This window comes from Pseudomonas agronomica (assembly GCF_025917275.1).
GTDB lineage: Bacteria > Pseudomonadota > Gammaproteobacteria > Pseudomonadales > Pseudomonadaceae > Aquipseudomonas > Aquipseudomonas agronomica.
This window is the reverse complement of the sequence record NZ_JAOSHO010000077.1, coordinates 1-16,100: the sequence shown is the minus strand read 5'-3', so window position 1 is coordinate 16,100 and position 16,100 is coordinate 1. Positions and strand designations below refer to the sequence as shown.

16 protein-coding genes are annotated in these 16,100 nt (G+C 61.3%); 11 read left to right on the top strand and 5 right to left on the bottom strand.

All coding sequences use genetic code 11. The features are described from left to right. Nucleotides 1-426: 426 nt before the first annotated feature. From OC610_RS08815 to selO, 3 genes are read left to right on the top strand one after another with little or no spacing between them, the layout of a single operon-like run. Entirely contained in the window at nt 427-2,169 is a 1,743-nt protein-coding gene (locus OC610_RS08815; RefSeq protein WP_030140938.1) for a potassium/proton antiporter, read from the top strand. A 35-nt stretch (nt 2,170-2,204) separates the two neighbouring features. Then, nucleotides 2,205-5,567: a mechanosensitive channel MscK gene (gene mscK, locus OC610_RS08810; RefSeq protein ID WP_264427461.1), complete on the top strand. Its 3,363-nt coding sequence runs from the start codon at nt 2,205-2,207 to the stop codon at nt 5,565-5,567. A 37-nt stretch (nt 5,568-5,604) separates the two neighbouring features. Continuing rightward, entirely contained in the window at nt 5,605-7,068 is a 1,464-nt protein-coding gene (gene selO, locus OC610_RS08805; RefSeq protein ID WP_264427460.1) for a protein adenylyltransferase SelO, read from the top strand. A 203-nt stretch (nt 7,069-7,271) separates the two neighbouring features. Here selO and OC610_RS08800 read toward each other — a convergent pair whose 3' ends face one another. The 4 genes from OC610_RS08800 to OC610_RS08785 all read right to left on the bottom strand — a co-directional run bounded on the left by OC610_RS08800 (nt 7,272) and on the right by OC610_RS08785 (nt 9,413). After that, the gene (locus OC610_RS08800) at nt 7,272-7,673 is read right to left on the bottom strand and encodes a helix-turn-helix domain-containing protein (protein WP_264427459.1); all 402 of its coding nucleotides are present in this window, start codon (nt 7,671-7,673) and stop codon (nt 7,272-7,274) included. A 4-nt stretch (nt 7,674-7,677) separates the two neighbouring features. After that, nucleotides 7,678-7,965, bottom strand: coding sequence for a type II toxin-antitoxin system HigB family toxin (locus OC610_RS08795; RefSeq protein ID WP_264427458.1), 288 nt, complete (start codon nt 7,963-7,965; stop codon nt 7,678-7,680). Between the two features lie 167 nt (nt 7,966-8,132). Next, the gene (locus OC610_RS08790; RefSeq protein ID WP_030140943.1) at nt 8,133-8,402 is read right to left on the bottom strand and encodes a hypothetical protein; all 270 of its coding nucleotides are present in this window, start codon (nt 8,400-8,402) and stop codon (nt 8,133-8,135) included. 102 nt (nt 8,403-8,504) lie between these two features. After that, nucleotides 8,505-9,413 carry a LysR substrate-binding domain-containing protein gene (locus tag OC610_RS08785; RefSeq protein WP_264427462.1) on the bottom strand — a complete coding sequence of 303 codons (909 nt, stop codon included), beginning with the start codon at nt 9,411-9,413 and terminating at the stop codon, nt 8,505-8,507. 202 nt (nt 9,414-9,615) lie between these two features. Here OC610_RS08785 and ycaC point away from each other — a divergent pair, with 202 nt between their 5' ends. Together ycaC and trxC are read left to right on the top strand one after the other, a co-directional pair. Then, nucleotides 9,616-10,242 (top strand): isochorismate family cysteine hydrolase YcaC, encoded by a 627-nt coding sequence (ycaC, locus tag OC610_RS08780; protein WP_030140945.1) that lies wholly within the window; start codon nt 9,616-9,618, stop codon nt 10,240-10,242. Nucleotides 10,243-10,416: 174 nt separating this feature from the next. Then, nucleotides 10,417-10,839, top strand: a complete 423-nt coding sequence (gene trxC, locus OC610_RS08775; RefSeq protein WP_264427457.1) for a thioredoxin TrxC — start codon at nt 10,417-10,419, stop codon at nt 10,837-10,839. Between the two features lie 90 nt (nt 10,840-10,929). Here trxC and OC610_RS08770 read toward each other — a convergent pair whose 3' ends face one another. Then, entirely contained in the window at nt 10,930-11,700 is a 771-nt protein-coding gene (locus tag OC610_RS08770; protein WP_264427456.1) for a ParA family protein, read from the bottom strand. Nucleotides 11,701-12,057: 357 nt separating this feature from the next. Here OC610_RS08770 and OC610_RS08765 point away from each other — a divergent pair, with 357 nt between their 5' ends. The 6 genes from OC610_RS08765 to OC610_RS08740 form a co-directional block, all read left to right on the top strand. Continuing rightward, nucleotides 12,058-12,777 (top strand): beta-ketoacyl synthase chain length factor, encoded by a 720-nt coding sequence (locus OC610_RS08765; RefSeq protein ID WP_264427455.1) that lies wholly within the window; start codon nt 12,058-12,060, stop codon nt 12,775-12,777. After that, nucleotides 12,753-13,562, top strand: coding sequence for a lysophospholipid acyltransferase family protein (locus tag OC610_RS08760; protein ID WP_264427454.1), 810 nt, complete (start codon nt 12,753-12,755; stop codon nt 13,560-13,562). Before OC610_RS08765 ends, OC610_RS08760 begins: the two co-directional genes overlap by 25 nt. Further along, nucleotides 13,543-13,800 (top strand): phosphopantetheine-binding protein, encoded by a 258-nt coding sequence (locus OC610_RS08755; RefSeq protein ID WP_030140950.1) that lies wholly within the window; start codon nt 13,543-13,545, stop codon nt 13,798-13,800. Before OC610_RS08760 ends, OC610_RS08755 begins: the two co-directional genes overlap by 20 nt. Nucleotides 13,801-13,808: 8 nt before the next feature. Beyond that, on the top strand, nt 13,809-14,063 hold the full coding sequence (locus OC610_RS08750; protein WP_264427453.1) for an acyl carrier protein: 255 nt from the start codon (nt 13,809-13,811) through the stop codon (nt 14,061-14,063). Further along, complete coding sequence (locus OC610_RS08745) at nt 14,060-14,605, top strand: COG4648 family protein (RefSeq protein WP_264427452.1); 546 nt, start codon at nt 14,060-14,062, stop codon at nt 14,603-14,605. Before OC610_RS08750 ends, OC610_RS08745 begins: the two co-directional genes overlap by 4 nt. Beyond that, the coding region (locus OC610_RS08740) for an AMP-binding protein (RefSeq protein WP_264427451.1) at nt 14,602-16,100 on the top strand (1,499 nt) is incomplete at its 3' end. The genes OC610_RS08745 and OC610_RS08740, both read left to right, overlap by 4 nt.

Below are 16,100 nucleotides of genomic sequence, written 5' to 3'. Positions count from 1 at the left end.
TTCGCGGATCAGGTCCGTGTCGCCGGGGGTTGGCGCGGCGTAAACAGGGGAAAGCGGAGAAAGGCACAGCAACAGCAAAGCCAGGCACAACCTCGCCCAAAGGGCGGGTAAAGACATGTTCGATCCCTCGAGCAGGAAGTAGCGTCCAAAAATAGCGGGCGGATACTAGGGAGCTGGTCTGCCGGAGTCAACCATTGGATTTTCACGCTGTGCTGTTCGCCGCAATCAGCCGTTTCCCATATCGATGTACGAAAAATCCCTATTTAAAAACACAATCTCCTGCGAAACGGACAAACAGGCAAAAGGGGAAAGGGAAGCCGCCCAAAGCTTTTTTGACAGCATCACATTTCAACAGGTTAGAATCGCTGGCACGCAGACTGCATGGTCAGTTTGTGCCCGTCCCCCAAGATTCCTGGAGTACTGCCTTTGACCGCGACGACCATCAACAGCCTGTTCTTGATCGGCGCGTTGCTGGTAGGTGCGAGCATCCTGGTGAGTTCTCTTTCCTCCCGCCTGGGCATCCCAATCCTGGTGATTATCCTGGCCGTGGGCATGGTCGCCGGTGTCGACGGCGCTGGCATTCTTTTCGACAACTACGCAACGGCCTATCTGGTCGGCAACCTGGCACTGGCGGTCATCCTGCTGGACGGTGGCTTGCGCACGCGGGTCTCGAGCTTTCGCGTGGCGTTGTGGCCGGCGTTGTCGCTGGCGACGGTGGGTGTGTTGATCACCACAGGGCTGACCGGCATGGCGGCGGCGTGGCTGTTCAATCTCAACTTGATCCAGGGCTTGCTGATCGGCGCGATCGTCGGCTCCACCGACGCCGCGGCGGTGTTCTCATTGCTCGGCGGCAAAGGCCTGAACGAACGGGTCAGCGCCACGCTGGAAATCGAGTCAGGCAGCAACGACCCCATGGCGGTGTTCCTGACCGTCACGCTGATCGGCATGCTTGCCAGCGGTGAAACCGGCCTGCACTGGAGCCTGCTGGGGCATCTGGTGCGCGAGTTCGGTATCGGTGCGCTGCTCGGCCTGGGCGGTGGTTGGTTGATGTTGCAGTTGGTCAACCGCATCAACCTGGCCAACGGTCTTTATCCGATCCTGGTCATCAGCGGCGGCCTGGCGGTGTTCGCCCTGACCAACGCCCTGCATGGCAGTGGCTTCCTGGCGGTTTACCTCTGCGGCCTGGTGCTGGGCAACCGCCCGGTGCGCAGCCGCCACGGCATCCTTCACATGCTCGATGGCATGGCGTGGCTGGCGCAGATCGGCATGTTCCTGGTGCTGGGCCTGCTGGTCACGCCCCATGACCTGTTGCCCATCGCGCTGCCCGCCCTCGGCCTGGCCTTGTGGATGATCCTGTTCGCCCGTCCGCTGTCGGTCATGGTCGGGCTGTTGCCGTTCAAGGCGTTCCACGGTCGTGAAAAAGCCTTCATTTCCTGGGTCGGCCTGCGTGGCGCGGTGCCGATCATTCTTGCGGTGTTCCCGCTGATGGCCGGTTTACCCCACGCGCAGCTTTATTTCAACCTGGCATTCTTTATCGTGCTGGTCTCGCTGCTGGTGCAGGGGACGAGCCTGCCGTGGGTCGCCAAGCTGTTGCATGTAACGGTCCCGCCGGAGCCTCTGCCGATTTCCCGGGCGGCGCTGGAAGTCCATGTCACCAGCGAGTGGGAACTGTTCATTTATCGCCTCGGTGCCGAGAAATGGTGCATCGGCTCACCGTTGCGGGACCTGAAAATGCCCGACGGAACGCGCATCGCGGCCCTGTTTCGTGGCCAGCAACTGCTCCATCCGTCGGGTAGTACGGTGTTGGAAGTCGATGATTTGCTGTGTGTTATCGGCCATGAACACGACTTGCCAGCCCTTGGAAAACTGTTCAGCCAGGCACCGCAACGGGGCCTGGATTTGCGCTTCTTCGGCGACTTCGTGCTCGAAGGAGACGCCCAGCTGGCCGCGGTCGCAGCCCTCTACGGGTTGAAGCTGGACGGCATCGACCCGGACATGACCCTGGGCCGTTTTATTGCCCAGAAAGTGGGCGGTGCGCCAGTAGTCGGCGACCAGGTGGACTGGAACAACACCCTGTGGACCGTCGCGGTCATGGACGGGAACAAGATCGGCAAAGTGGGCGTCAGATTCCCCGAAGGAAGTCGCCCGGGTCCCGGCTTGTTCCTCTAAACTGCTCCCCATTCCCACTTGCTTGACCGGTCTCTATGCCTACCCTGCGCTCCCTTCTTGCCGTCGCCCTGCTGGGCTTGAGTCTTTCCATCTGCACGGTGCACGCCGCTGAACCGCCTAGCAGCGATTCGGTCCAGGCCAGCCTGGACAAGATCGCTGATCGCAAACTGCCGGAGGCCGACCAGAAAGCCCTGCAGGCCGTCCTGCAGAACACCCTGACCCAGCTCAGCAACAAGGCTGACTACGAACAGAAGCTGGTGGCCCTCAAGCAACAGTTGGCCAACGCACCCAAGCAGAACATCGAGAACCAGCGCGAGCTGGCACGGCTCAAGAACACCAATGTGGTGCCGGTGGCGCAACGCTACGCCAACCTGCCGATTCCCCAGCTTGAACAGATGCTGACGGAGCGCTCCACCCAGCAGAGCGATCTGCAAAAAGCCCTGGCCGACGCCAACAGCCTGGTCATCACCGCCCAGACCCGCCCCGAGCGCGCACAGGCGGAAATCGCCAGCAGCCAGACCCGAATCCAGCAGATCAACGCCATCCTCAAGGCCGGGCGGGACGGGGGCAAGGCGCTGAGTGCCGAGCAACGCGACCAACTCAACGCTGAGCTGGCGGCACTCAACGCGCTGATCCCCTTGCGTCGCCAGGAACTGGCGGGCAACAGCCAGCTGCAAGATCTGGGCAACGGCCAGCACGACCTGCTGAGCGAAAAGATCGATCGCATGGAGCAGGAAATCCAGGACCTGCAGAACCTGATCAACCAGAAACGCCTGGCCCAGTCCCAGGAAACGGTGACGCAGCAATCCATCGAAGCGCAGAAGGCCGGCGGCAGCAGCCTGCTGGCGACCGAAAGCGCGAACAACCTGAAGCTCTCCGACTACCTGCTCAAAAGCACCGACCGGCTCAATGAAGTCACCCAGCAGAACCTGCAGACCAAGCAATTGCTGGACAGTGTCACCCAGACCGATGCCGCGCTGGACGAGCAGATCAGCGTGCTCAAGGGCAGCCTGCTGCTCTCCAAGATTCTCTACAAGCAGCGCCAAACCTTGCCGCGCCTGAAGCTGGACCAGAACCTGGCCGACCAGATCGCCGACATTCGCCTGTATCAATTCGAAGTCAGCCAGCAACGCGAGCTGCTGAACAATCCGGGGGCTTACGTCGACAGCCTGCTGGCGTCCCAGCCATCGGAACAAGCCACTCCGCAACTGCGCAAGGCCTTGCTCGAACTGGCTCTGACCCGGGTCGACCTGCTGGATCGCCTGAACCGCGAACTGAGCGCGGTGCTCAACGAATCCATCACGTTGCAGCTCAACCAAAAACAATTGCTCAGCACTGCCCAGGGCCTGCGGGCCACCCTTGAAGAACAAATGTTCTGGATTCCCAGCAACAAACCGCTGGATTTCGAGTGGATGCGTGCCGTGCCGGCCCGCCTGGAAAAACAGGTCGACTCGCTGCCCTGGGCCTCGAGCCTCAGCGAACTGGCCGATGGCCTGACCCAGCGGCCGCTGCTGTTCCTGCCCCTGGCGCTGTTGATCGGCGCGCTGCAGTGGCGCCGCAAGAATCTCTATGCGCGCCTGAACAAGGTTCACCAGGATGTCGGCCACTTCAAGCGCGACAGCCAATGGCACACGCCCCAGGCGATCCTGATCAACATCCTGCTGGCGATGCCGGTGGCCCTGGCGCTGGCCTTGTGCGGCTACGCCTTGCAGATTGACGCCCGCGGCCAGAACACCAACCTCGGCGCGGCGTTGCTGCAGATCGGGCAAGCCTGGCTGGTGTTCTATACCGCCTATCGAATCCTCTCCCCGGGTGGTGTGGCGGAACTGCATTTCCGCTGGGAAAAACCCCAGGTGGAATTCCTCCAGGGCTGGATCCGTCGACTCGGGCTGGTGGTCCTGGCCTTGGTGGCCGTGGTGGCCGTGGCGGAGTTGCAGCCATCCGCCCTGGCCGACGACGTGCTCGGCATGCCGGTGGTGCTGACCTGCTACGCCTCGATGGCCTGGCTGCTCAGCCGACTGCTGCTCAGCAGCCCGACGCACCAGAACACCTCCCTGTTCCGCAAGGCCGTCGGCGTGCTGTTCACCGCGCTGCCGATCGCCCTGTTCGTCGCCGTCTGCTTCGGCTACTACTACACCGCGCTGAAGCTCAGCGACCGCTTGATCAACACGTTGTACTTGCTGATGTTCTGGCTGGTGATCGAGGCCACGTTCGTCCGTGGCCTGTCGGTCGCGGCGCGACGCCTGGCCTACCAGCGCGCCCTGGCCAAGCGCCAGGCCGCCAAGGAGGCCGGCGACGGCGAAGCGGTGGTCGAGGAACCGACCCTGGACATCGAAAAGGTCAACGAACAGTCCCTGCGCCTGATCCGCCTCGCCTTGCTGGGCGGCTTCATGGCCGCGCTGTACTGGGTCTGGTCGGACCTGATCAGCGTGTTCTCATACCTGGACAATATCACCCTCTACGAATACACCAGCGGCACCGGCGTCAACATGAGCATGGTGCCCATCAGCATCGGCGACATGCTCGGCGCGCTGATCATCATCGGCATCACCTTCGCCCTGGCGCGCAACCTGCCGGGCCTGCTGGAAGTGTTCGTGCTGTCGAAGCTGAACCTGGCCCAGGGCAGCGCCTACGCAACCACCACGCTGCTGTCCTATGTGATCGCCGGCGTCGGTTTCGTCACCACGCTGTCCACCCTCGGCGTGAGCTGGGACAAGTTGCAATGGCTGGTGGCCGCGCTGTCGGTGGGCCTGGGCTTCGGCATGCAGGAGATTTTCGCGAATTTCATCTCCGGCATCATGATCCTGTTCGAGCGTCCGGTGCGTATCGGCGACACCATCACCATCGGCAACCTGTCGGGCACGGTGAGCAAGATCCGCATCCGTGCGACGACCATCACCGACTTCGACCGCAAGGACATCATCGTCCCGAACAAGACGTTCATCACCGGGCAGTTGATCAACTGGTCGCTCACCGACACCGTCACCCGGGTCACGTTGAAACTCGGCGTGGACTACGGATCGGATCTGGACCGGGTCCGCGAGCTGCTGCTCAAGGCCGCGCGTGACAATCCGCGCGTCTTGAAGGAGCCGGAGCCGATCGTCTACTTCCTGAACTTCGGTGAAAGCACGCTGGACCATGAGCTGCGCATGCACGTGCGCGACCTCGGCGACCGCAACCCGGTACTGGACGAGATCAACCGCTTCATCAATCGGGAATTCAAGAAGGAGCACATCAACATCTCCTTCCGGCAGATGGAAATCTATCTGAAGAATCTCCAGGGCCAGGAATACAAACTGGTGCCTACCGAGCCCGAGAAAAAGACCATCACGCCCGTACCTTCGGCGGTCGCCAGCATCAAGCCGGTGCCCGAGCCGCCGCAGGACGCGCTCGACTGATAACGGGGAGCCTGCGGGCGTCCCGCCGGAGACGGCCATGAAAACGCTGGAAACGCTGACCTTCGATAACCGTTTCGCCCGCCTGGGCGACGGTTTCTCGGCCCACGTGCTGCCCGAACCCATCGACAACCCGCGTTTGGTGGTCGCCAGCCCGGCGGCCATGGCGCTGCTCGACTTGGAGCCAGCAGAAGCCGAGACACCGCTGTTCGCCGAAATCTTCGGCGGCCATAAGCTATGGGCCGAAACCGAGCCTCGGGCGATGGTGTATTCGGGTCACCAGTTTGGTCATTACAACCCGCAATTGGGCGATGGCCGCGGGTTGCTACTCGGCGAGGTGTACAACGAGGCCGGCGAGCATTGGGACCTGCACCTCAAGGGTGCCGGCCAGACGCCATTCTCGCGGATGGGCGACGGACGCGCGGTGCTGCGCTCTTCGATCCGCGAATTCCTCGCCTCCGAAGCCCTGCATGCACTGGGGATCCCTACGACGCGCGCGTTGTGCGTGATCGGCTCCGACACGCCGGTGTGGCGGGAAAAACAGGAGCGTGCCGCCATGGTGCTGCGCCTGGCGCCGAGCCATGTGCGCTTCGGGCATTTCGAATATTTCTACTACACCAAGAAGCCGGAACTGCAGGCCACCCTGGCCGAGCATGTCCTGAACCTGCACTTCGCCGAATGCCGGGAGCAGCCGGAACCGTACCTGGCGATGTACCGTGAAATCGTCGAGCGCAACGCCGAGCTGATTGCCAAGTGGCAGGCCTACGGTTTCTGCCACGGCGTGATGAACACCGACAACATGTCGATCCTGGGTATCACTTTCGACTTCGGGCCGTTCGCCTTCCTCGACGACTTCGACGCCCACTTCATCTGCAACCACTCCGATGACCAGGGCCGCTACTCGTTCAGCAACCAAGTGCCCATCGGGCAGTGGAACCTCAGCGCCCTGGCCCAGGCCCTGACGCCTTTCATCAGTGTCGAAGCCCTGCGCGAGACGCTCGGTTTGTACTTGCCGCTGTACCAGGCCCATTACCTGGACCTGATGCGCCGCCGCCTCGGCCTGACCGTCGCCGAAGAGGAGGACCAGAAACTGGTGGAACGCCTGCTGCAACTGATGCAGAACAGCGGCGTCGACTACAGCCTGTTCTTCCGCCGCCTGGGCGAGCAATCGCCGGAACAAGCCGTCGCCACCTTGCGCGATGACTTCGTCGACCTGAAGGGCTTCGACGCCTGGGCCGAGCTGTACGTTGCCCGGGTCAACCGTGAAGGCCCTGTCGATCAAGACCAGCGCCGCGCTCGCATGCACGCGGTCAATCCGCTCTACGTGCTGCGCAATTACCTGGCACAAAAAGCCATCGACGCCGCCGAGGCAGGCGACTACGAAGAAGTCCGCCGCCTGCACACCGTGCTGAGCAACCCGTTTGAAGAACAACCGGGGATGGACAGCTACGCCGAGCGACCGCCGGAGTGGGGCAAGCATCTGGAGATCAGTTGCTCATCGTAACCTTCCAACCAAATACATGACCCGGCGGCGAGGGAGCTTACTCCCGCTGGGCCTGTAGAAGCTGTGTAGGAGCTGCCGAGCGCAACGAGGCTGCGATCTTTCCCCAGACACTTGAGTCTCAAGCGAAAGATCAAAAGATCGCAGCCTTCGGCAGCTCAGGGAAGCAAGCTCCCTCGTCACAACACAAATAGCGCGCCAGGCCATTAAATAAAGGTTTCAAACGATACGCCAAAGCGTTCTGCCAACCAGCGAATCTGCCTTAAATTCAGCTGGCGCTTACCGCTCAGCACTTCTGATACCACCGACTGCGCGCCTATACCCGGCAAATCGCTCTGGCTCAAACCGTGCTCACGCATCAGGTAACGAAGCGCCTCTACGCCACTGACCTTGGGCATCGGCCGGTGTTGCTGATCCCAGGCTTCGATCCATTCGCCGATAATGTCGACCAGGCTCATGAGCGGGTGTGCTTCGTCTTCGCCGACCAGTTCCAACAGTTCATCAAGGGCGCCGGCCAGGCGATCGTAATCTTCCTCACTCCTGGGCTTGCGCAGAAGAGGCGATACGAACTCCCAATGGGCAGCGACTTGTTCTATCAGTGCACTCATCCTTTTACTCCTTCCACTTGCCTCTATCGTATTCCCGATGGTCGAGCACGCATTTGATATAGAGGCGTTGGGGTCGGTATCGAATCACCGCTATCAGCCGCAACTTGTTTCCTCCGATGTCAAACACGTGTAGCGGACCGACCTTATCAGTTGCCGGAAATATGGATTTCATCGCTGCGAAATCAGCCGGGCTGTTGCGCCTGATCAGCCGATACCATTGATCCAACGCATTCGCGGAATGTGGCCATTTCTCCTTGGCCTCCCAAATGCGCTTCTCAGTGATCACATGCATGCAACGTCCTTATCGCATTTTGCTATGAGCAAATTAAACACAAAACTGGCGCATAGCAAATTGCGATAGCGCCAGTCAGATAGACGGATTGATATTGCAGAATTTCAGCCTAGTCGCCGAAAGCTCCAGCCCCTTGGAAGAAATGTGAGCAGGTATGAGCCATGTGCTTACCCCGCCTTATCATTCCCCTGTTCGGGCGTCTCGATCCCTGATTCCGCTTCTTCGCCAGCCGGCTCTTTCGGCGGTTTCTCCTCCGGATAACCGGGCATGCCGCGGGCGTCTTCCGGGGTCAATTCATCGCGATCATGGCGACTGTCGGTGGCATAGGCCGGGGCCGCGTTGGGGTCTTCGTCGCGGCCGGCGGTGCCGAGGACAAAGCCGTCGTCGTTGGGGTTGTCCAGTGCCTGGGGGGTGGTTGGGTCTTGAGGGTTGCTCATGGGACCTCCTGGTTGTGAACAGGTATGGCTTTTGAGGGCGCCGCGCGCCTACAGTGCGGCGCACCTGATGAATGGCAACCCGGAGAAGGCAACGCCCAGCCCCTACGCCATATCACTGTGACTGAATTCCTCGGCCAGGAAATCAATCAACGTACGCACCGACGGCAGCAACCCGCGCCGTGAAGCAAAGATCGCATGGACGATCCCGCACTTCGGCGTCCAGCCCGGTACCAGTTCCACCAGCCGTCCGGCCGCAATATCCTCGCGCACCACCACGCTGGGCAAATGGGCGACGCCAACGCCTGCCAGCACCGCATGACGCAGGGCCAGCAGGTCATCGGTGACCATGCGTGGTTCATGGCGGATCAATGCGCGGGCGCCGTCCGGTCCGAACAATTCCCACTGGTATTCCCGCTGCGCACCGCCCCAATGCACGCTCGGCAAGCCGTTGAGGTCCGCCGGGGACGCCGGTGAAGACAGATGCTGCACAAATGCCGGGCTGCCCACCAGGCATTGAGTGCTGTTGCTCAACACTTTCATGACCATGTCGGTGTTTTCCAGCGGCGGAAAGCGCACCCGCAGGGCGATATCGAAACCTTCATGGATCAGGTCGACCCGGCGGTTGGTGCTCTCGATGAACAGCTCCACCCGCGGATATTTGAGCATGTAGCGAGTCAGCATCGGCCCGACCCAGCTGTTGAGCAGCGCTGTCGGGCAGCTGATGCGCACCAGCCCCTGGGGTTCGGAGCGGTTGCGCTCGATCACCTCGGCGGCGCTCTCGGCCTCGACCCGCATCGCCAGGCAGCGCTGGTAATAGGCCTGGCCAATCTCTGTCAACGTGCAATGGCGGCTGGTGCGATGAAGCAAACGCACCCCGAGCCGCTCCTCCAACAGAGCAATACGCCGGCTCAGCTTGGATTTGGGCATGTCCAGTGCCCGGCCCGCCGCAGCGAATCCACGGTGCTCAACCACTTGGGTGAAGTAGTACAGCGTGTTGAGATCTTCGATGATCGTTCTCCAAATAGAACGCTAAGGCTGATTTTCGCAGTCTAGCGCATCAAAGGTGCCAGTTTTAATCTACACACATCGAAACGCAACACGGATTGAAACCGGCGCTTCGGCCAGATGAGTCACCGATCAATCGCTGCACCGGCATTAAAAACCTTAACCACGCCGAAACCTTCGGCAACCAAAACTTTATGAGGGCTACGCCATGACTACTTCCTACAACCGTCTCGACAAAGATAACGCCGCCGTTCTGCTGGTCGATCACCAGGCTGGCCTGCTGTCGCTGGTACGCGACATCGACCCGGACCGTTTCAAGAACAACGTGCTGGCCCTGGCTGACCTGGCGAAATACTTCCAACTGCCGACCATCCTCACCACCAGCTTCGAAACCGGCCCCAACGGCCCGCTGATGCCAGAACTCAAGACCTTGTTCCCGGACGCTCCGTACATCGCTCGCCCTGGTCAGATCAACGCTTGGGACAACGAAGATTTCGTCAAGGCGATCAAGGCCACCGGCAAGAAACAACTGATCATCGCCGGCGTCGTGACTGAAGTCTGCGTCGCCTTCCCGGCACTGTCGGCCCTGGCCGAAGGTTTCGAAGTGTTCGTGGTCACCGATGCCTCCGGCACGTTCAACGAACTGACCCGCCAATCGGCTTGGGACCGCATGTCTTCGTCGGGTGCACAACTGATGACCTGGTTCGGCCTGGCCTGCGAACTGCACCGCGACTGGCGCAACGACGTGGAAGGTCTGGCGACCCTGTTCTCCAACCACATCCCGGACTACCGCAACCTGATGACCAGCTACAACACGCTGACCAACGGCAAATAATCAGCAACACCAATACCCCTGTGGGAGCGAGCTTGCTCGCGATGGCGGTGTGTCAGCAATATTGCATCGACTGTCAGGGCGCTATCGCGAGCAAGCTCGCTCCCACAAGGTTTTGTGGCGGTTTCTATATAGTGTTCAATCCATGCCTAATGATTTTCCGTGGAGACTGACCCGATGCTGATCCCCTGCCCCCACTGCAACGGACTCAATCGCATCCCCGCCGAACGCCTCGGCGACCAGCCCAAGTGCGGGCGTTGCAAGGCCCAGGTGCTGTTGAACAAGCCGTTCGAACTCAAGCAAGGCGACTACGCCAGCCAGATCAAGGGCGACCTGCCGTTGCTGGTGGACGTCTGGGCGGACTGGTGCGGACCGTGCAAATCCTTCGCGCCGGTGTTCGAACAGGCCGCCGCGCAGTTGGCGGGCAAATGCCGGCTGGCAAAGCTCGACAGCGAGGCCAATCAGCAGTTGTCGGCTCAATTGGGGATTCGCTCGATACCCAGCCTCATCCTGTTCAAGGATGGCCAGGAAGTGGCGCGCCAGAGCGGGGCATTTCCGTTGCCGCAGTTGATGAGTTGGTTGCGCAGCCAGGGGATTTGAAGAAATAGATTGGAAAGATCGCAGCCTTCGGCAGCTCCTACAGGGTTAGCGTCATCCCGTAGGAGCTGCCGAAGGCTGCGATCTTTTGCTTCAAGCTTGTTCCAGCAGGCTATGCAACTCCACGAACTGCTGGGTCAATTTATGCCGTGGGTCCAGGTGAATCAGTGGCAGGCTGGCCTGGTGCGATTCACGCATGCGCACTGAGCTGGTCAGGTACACGGGTAACACCGGCAAGCCTTCGGCGATCAACTCATCGAGAATCTGTTGCGGCAGGCTGGCGCGGGCCTGGAACTGGTTGACGACAATGCCTTCGACTTCCAGCGCTTCGTTATGGTCGTCCTTGAGCTCCTCGATTTCCGCCATCAGGCCATACAACGCCTGGCGCGAAAAACTGTCGCAATCGAAAGGAATCAATACACGATCAGCCGCAATCAACGCCGAAACCGCATAGAAATTCAACGCTGGCGGGGTGTCCAGGTAAATCCGGTCATAATCCTCGTCCAGCTCTTCGAGCAGCTTGCGCAGCTTGTTGATCTTGTGTTTCGCCTCGAGCTTGGGCTGCAGGTCCGTCAGTTCCGCCGTGGCGGTGATGACGTGCAGGTTGTCGAAAGGCGTTTCATAGATATCGACCTTGTTCTTTTTCGAGAAAGGCCCGGATGAGAGGGTCTGCTTGAAAAAATCGGCGATGCCCATGGGAATGTCGTCGCCCGTCAGGCCGGTCAGGTATTGAGTGGAATTGGCCTGGGCGTCCAGGTCGATCAATAGCGTGCGATAACCCTCGCTGGCGCTCACGGCCGCCAGATTGCAGGCGATGCTGGACTTGCCCACGCCACCCTTCTGATTGAACACCACACGCCGCATGTCAAAACCTCCGTGTATCAAAGATGACCGAGTGTAGTAGCCCAAGACACCGCTTCGCTACCTTGCACACCGATGGATTACCGCATTGGTGGCTTTTTCAGACAACCAAGCGTCAATTCCCCCAGCGATTGCCGGAAGTAACTGACAGACACAATCGTCACAATCGAGACAATGTGCGTGCCGGAGCCGGGCCTGACCAACCGACGAATTTACCCGGACAAAATGTAACCAGTATTTGCTACAAGCCAACCGCACCGGGATAATGCGCGCCACTTGGGTCGCAAGGCCATGCAGGGTTGGACGCGGGTCAAACCACTGAACCGTGACAATAAAAGCCCGCAGGGGTGGGATGAGTCTGTGATCAATTTCAATATCGCCCAATGGCGCGCATGGGCCCCTGGGCTCGAAAGCGTGGACGATTGGCAGGCGTGGAGCCGACAACCGGTCGCGCTGCCCACTAGCGACGCGGCCCCTGACGTGTCGTTCCTGCCCGCCATGCAGCGCCGACGCCTGAGCCGCCTGGCGCGCATGGCCTTCAGTGTCGCCTGGCCACTGGCCGAGGGACGACCGGACCTACCGTTGGTCTTTATTTCCCGTCACGGCGAAACCCCGCGCACTTTTGAGATTCTCAAGGACCTGGCCGCCGACCAACCCTTGTCTCCGACCCAATTCAGCCTGTCGGTGCACAACGCGGTCATCGGCCTGTGGTCGATCATGCGCGGCGAAACCAGCGAGATGACCGCCCTGGCTGCCACCGGTGACGGCCTGGAGCACGGCATGCTGGAAGCCGTCGCACTGTTGAATGAAGGTGCCCCAGCAGTGCTGCTGGTCATCACCGAAGAACAACCACCCCAGGTCTATGCCCCCTGGGTCGACGACGTACCGTTTCCCTATGCGGTGGGATTGTTGCTGACGTGCGGCGACGACTGGCAGCTGGACCTGTCCAGCGCACCAACACCGACACCCGGCGGCAACTGGCCCCACGCCCTGGATCTATTGCGTACCCTGCTGAGCAACGACACCACCTGCCAACATGCCTGGAAGAATCGTGTATGGACCTGGCAACGCAACCGATGAGCGGTAGACATCGCGACGCCTATCACTGGCGCCTGTTCGCGACCGCTGCAAGCTTCGCCCTCTTCGGGTTGGGCGGGCTGTGCCTGCGGTTGCTGGTGTTTCCCCTGCTCAACGCGTTGCCCGCCGATCCACAGACTCGTCGCCAGCGGGCTCGCCGCACGGTTGGTCGCCTGTTCTGGTTCTTTATCCGGTTCATGGCCCGTACCGGCGTGCTGACCTATCAGATCGATGGCGCGGAGAAGCTCGGCCGTCCGGGGCAAATGATCATCGCCAATCATCCTTCGTTGATCGACGTGGTCTTCCTGATCGGGCTGGTTCGCGACGCCAACTGCGTGGTCAAGCAAAGCCTGTGGGACAACCCTTTTACCCGTGGCCCGCTGCGTTCGACCCAATACATCAGCAATGACGGCAGCATGGACATGCTCGACGCCGCCAGCGACGCCCTGCGGGACGGCCAATGCCTGATTGTCTTTCCCGAGGGCACGCGCACCCAGCCAGGCCACGCGCCGGCCTTTCATCGAGGTGCCGCGGCCATCGCGTTGCGAGGGGCGAAGGTGCTGACGCCGGTTACGATCAAAGTCAGCCCCACCACGCTGACCAAGGCCGAACCCTGGTATCGCATTCCCCATCGCCGCGTGCACTTCAGTTTTCACGTTGGGGCCGATATAGACCCACAGGCTTTCGCCGCGCTGGGCCCTGCACCGCAGGCGTCACGCCGGCTCAACGATTTTCTGCATCACTATTTCATCAAGGAGCTCGCCGAAGATGAGCGATCTGCACCGTGACATCAAACAGCTGATCATCGACGCCCTCGGCCTGGAGGACATCGGTATCGACGACATCGGCGACGATCAGACCCTGTTCGGCGAAGGCCTTGGCCTGGACTCGGTGGATGCCCTGGAGCTTGGCCTGGCGATCCAGAAGAAATATGGCATCAAGATCGATGCCGACGCCAAGGACACCCGTAACCATTTCAGCAACGTGGCAAGCCTTGCGGCCTTCGTCACTGCAAAAAGCGCCTGAGACCGACCATGCAAACTCGTGACGATATCTTCAACACCCTGCGCAATGCCCTGGTCGAGCTCTTCGAACTGGACCCTGAGCGTGTGACGCTGGAATCGAACCTGTACCAGGACCTGGAAATCGACAGCATCGATGCGGTGGACTTGATCGACCACATCAAGCGCCAGACCGGCAAGAAAATCGCCGCTGAAGAATTCAAGTCGGTGCGCACCGTCAATGATGTGGTCGAGGCGGTCTATCGACTGGTCCAACCGGCCGCATGAGCCGGCTGATTGGCCTTGGCCTGCTGTTGGCGGGCCTGCTGTACCCCTTTGCGGTGTATTTCGGCATGGAGCACTTTGCCCCATGGCAATTCGGGTTGCTATTGGGCTGCCTGTGGCTGGCCCGGGCATTGCTCGGCAAGGGCGGGACCGGCAGTCGTTGGATGGCGGTCACGGCGATCATCTTCTGCGTATTGCTTGCAGTGTTCGACAGCCCGCTCCTGCTGCGCTGGTACCCGGTGTTGATCAGCGCGTTCATGCTTGGCCTGTTCACCCTGAGCCTGAAATACGGCCCGCCGATGGTCGAACGCCTGGCCCGCCTGCGTGAACCGCAGTTGCCAGCCAAGGCGGTGGTGTATACCCGCCAGGTCACGGTGGCCTGGAGTGTGTTTTTCCTGTGTAACGGTTTGCTCGCCGCCGCCCTGACCCTCTGGGCGCCGCTGAGCTGGTGGATGTTGTACACCGGCCTGATTTCCTACGGATTGATGGGGCTGATGTTTGCCATTGAATGGCTTATACGACAACGGGTAAGAGGCCGCCCATGAATTGGATAACGCTTGAGCAGATGTTGCTCGAGGACCTGCCGGACCGCGCTGTAGCCGTCGGGCCGGCGTTGAATCACGCACAGCTGCGCGATGACGCGCTGTGCCTGGCTGCGGGCCTGCAGGTCCGGGGCGTGCGGCATATCGCGGTGCACCTCGAAGACGCCGCCGACCTGGCGACCGCGCTGCTCGCGGCCTGGCGCGCCGGGGTGCGCGTGCTGCTGCCCGCCGACCTGCAAGCCCAGACGCGCCAGCGCTGGTCGGAAGACGTCGACCTGTGGCTGACCGACCAGCCCGGCGACACCCGAGCCAGTGACCTGCGACAGGCTCCGCTGGAAGCGGCCGAGCTGGACCTCGATCACTGCTGGCTGAGCCTGTGCACCTCCGGCTCCAGTGGCGAGCCCAAGCGCATCGAGAAAACCCTGCGTCAGTTGAGCAACGAAGTCCAGGCACTGGAACGACTATGGGGCGCGGACCTTGGTCCGGCCTGCGTGATCGGCAGCGTCGCCGCCCAACACATCTACGGGTTGTTGTTCCGGGTCCTCTGGCCGCTGTGCGCCGGACGCCCCTTTGTTCGTCGGCAACTGCCCTTCCCGGAAGATATGCAGCGCGCCAGCCGCGAACACGCGGCGTTCGCCTGGGTTGCGAGCCCCGCATTGCTCAAGCGCATGGGTGACAATCTCGACTGGCCGGCCCTGAGCAGTGTGCGCCGGGTCTTTTCCTCCGGCGGCGCCTTGCCGGCCGAGGCGGCGCAGAGCCTCGAACAGCGCCTGGGACAATGGCCGACGGAAATTTTCGGCAGCTCGGAAACCGGTGGCATCGCCTGGCGCCAGGGCGGCGACTTGTGGAAACCCTTCGCCGGCGTCGAGCTGAGCCAGGACAGCGACGGTGCACTGCTCATTGCCTCGCCTTACCTGCCGGCCGGTCATGTTGAGCATACCGCCGACGCGGTGCGGATCGGCGCAGACGGGCGTTTTGAATTGCTCGGTCGCTTGGATCGCATCGTCAAGCTCGAAGAAAAGCGCATCTCACTGCCAATGCTGGAACAGGCGCTGACGGCCCACGAATGGGTCAGCGAAGCTCGGTTGGGTGTCGTGCAGGAGAATCGCGCCTCACTCGGTGCCTTGCTGGTGCTCAGCGAAGCCGGCTTGCTCGCCTTGCGCAATCTGGGCCGGCGGGCCGTGACCCAAGCCCTGCGCCAACACCTGAGCGGGCATTGCGAAACCTTGGCCCTGCCCCGACGCTGGCGCTGGCTGCGGCAACTTCCGCTGAACGCACAAGGCAAGCTGCCCCAGGCCGAAGTCGAAGCCGTGCTGATGGCACCGCGAGCCAAAGCCCCCGAGGTGCTTGAACAGATTGAAACCGACGGCGAATGGAACCTGCGCCTGACGGTGCCGCCCGACCTGGCGTATTTCAGCGGCCACTTTCCCACCGCGCCGGTCTTGCCCGGCGTGGTGCAAGTGGACTGGGCCATGAGCCTGGGCCGCCAATTGCTGGA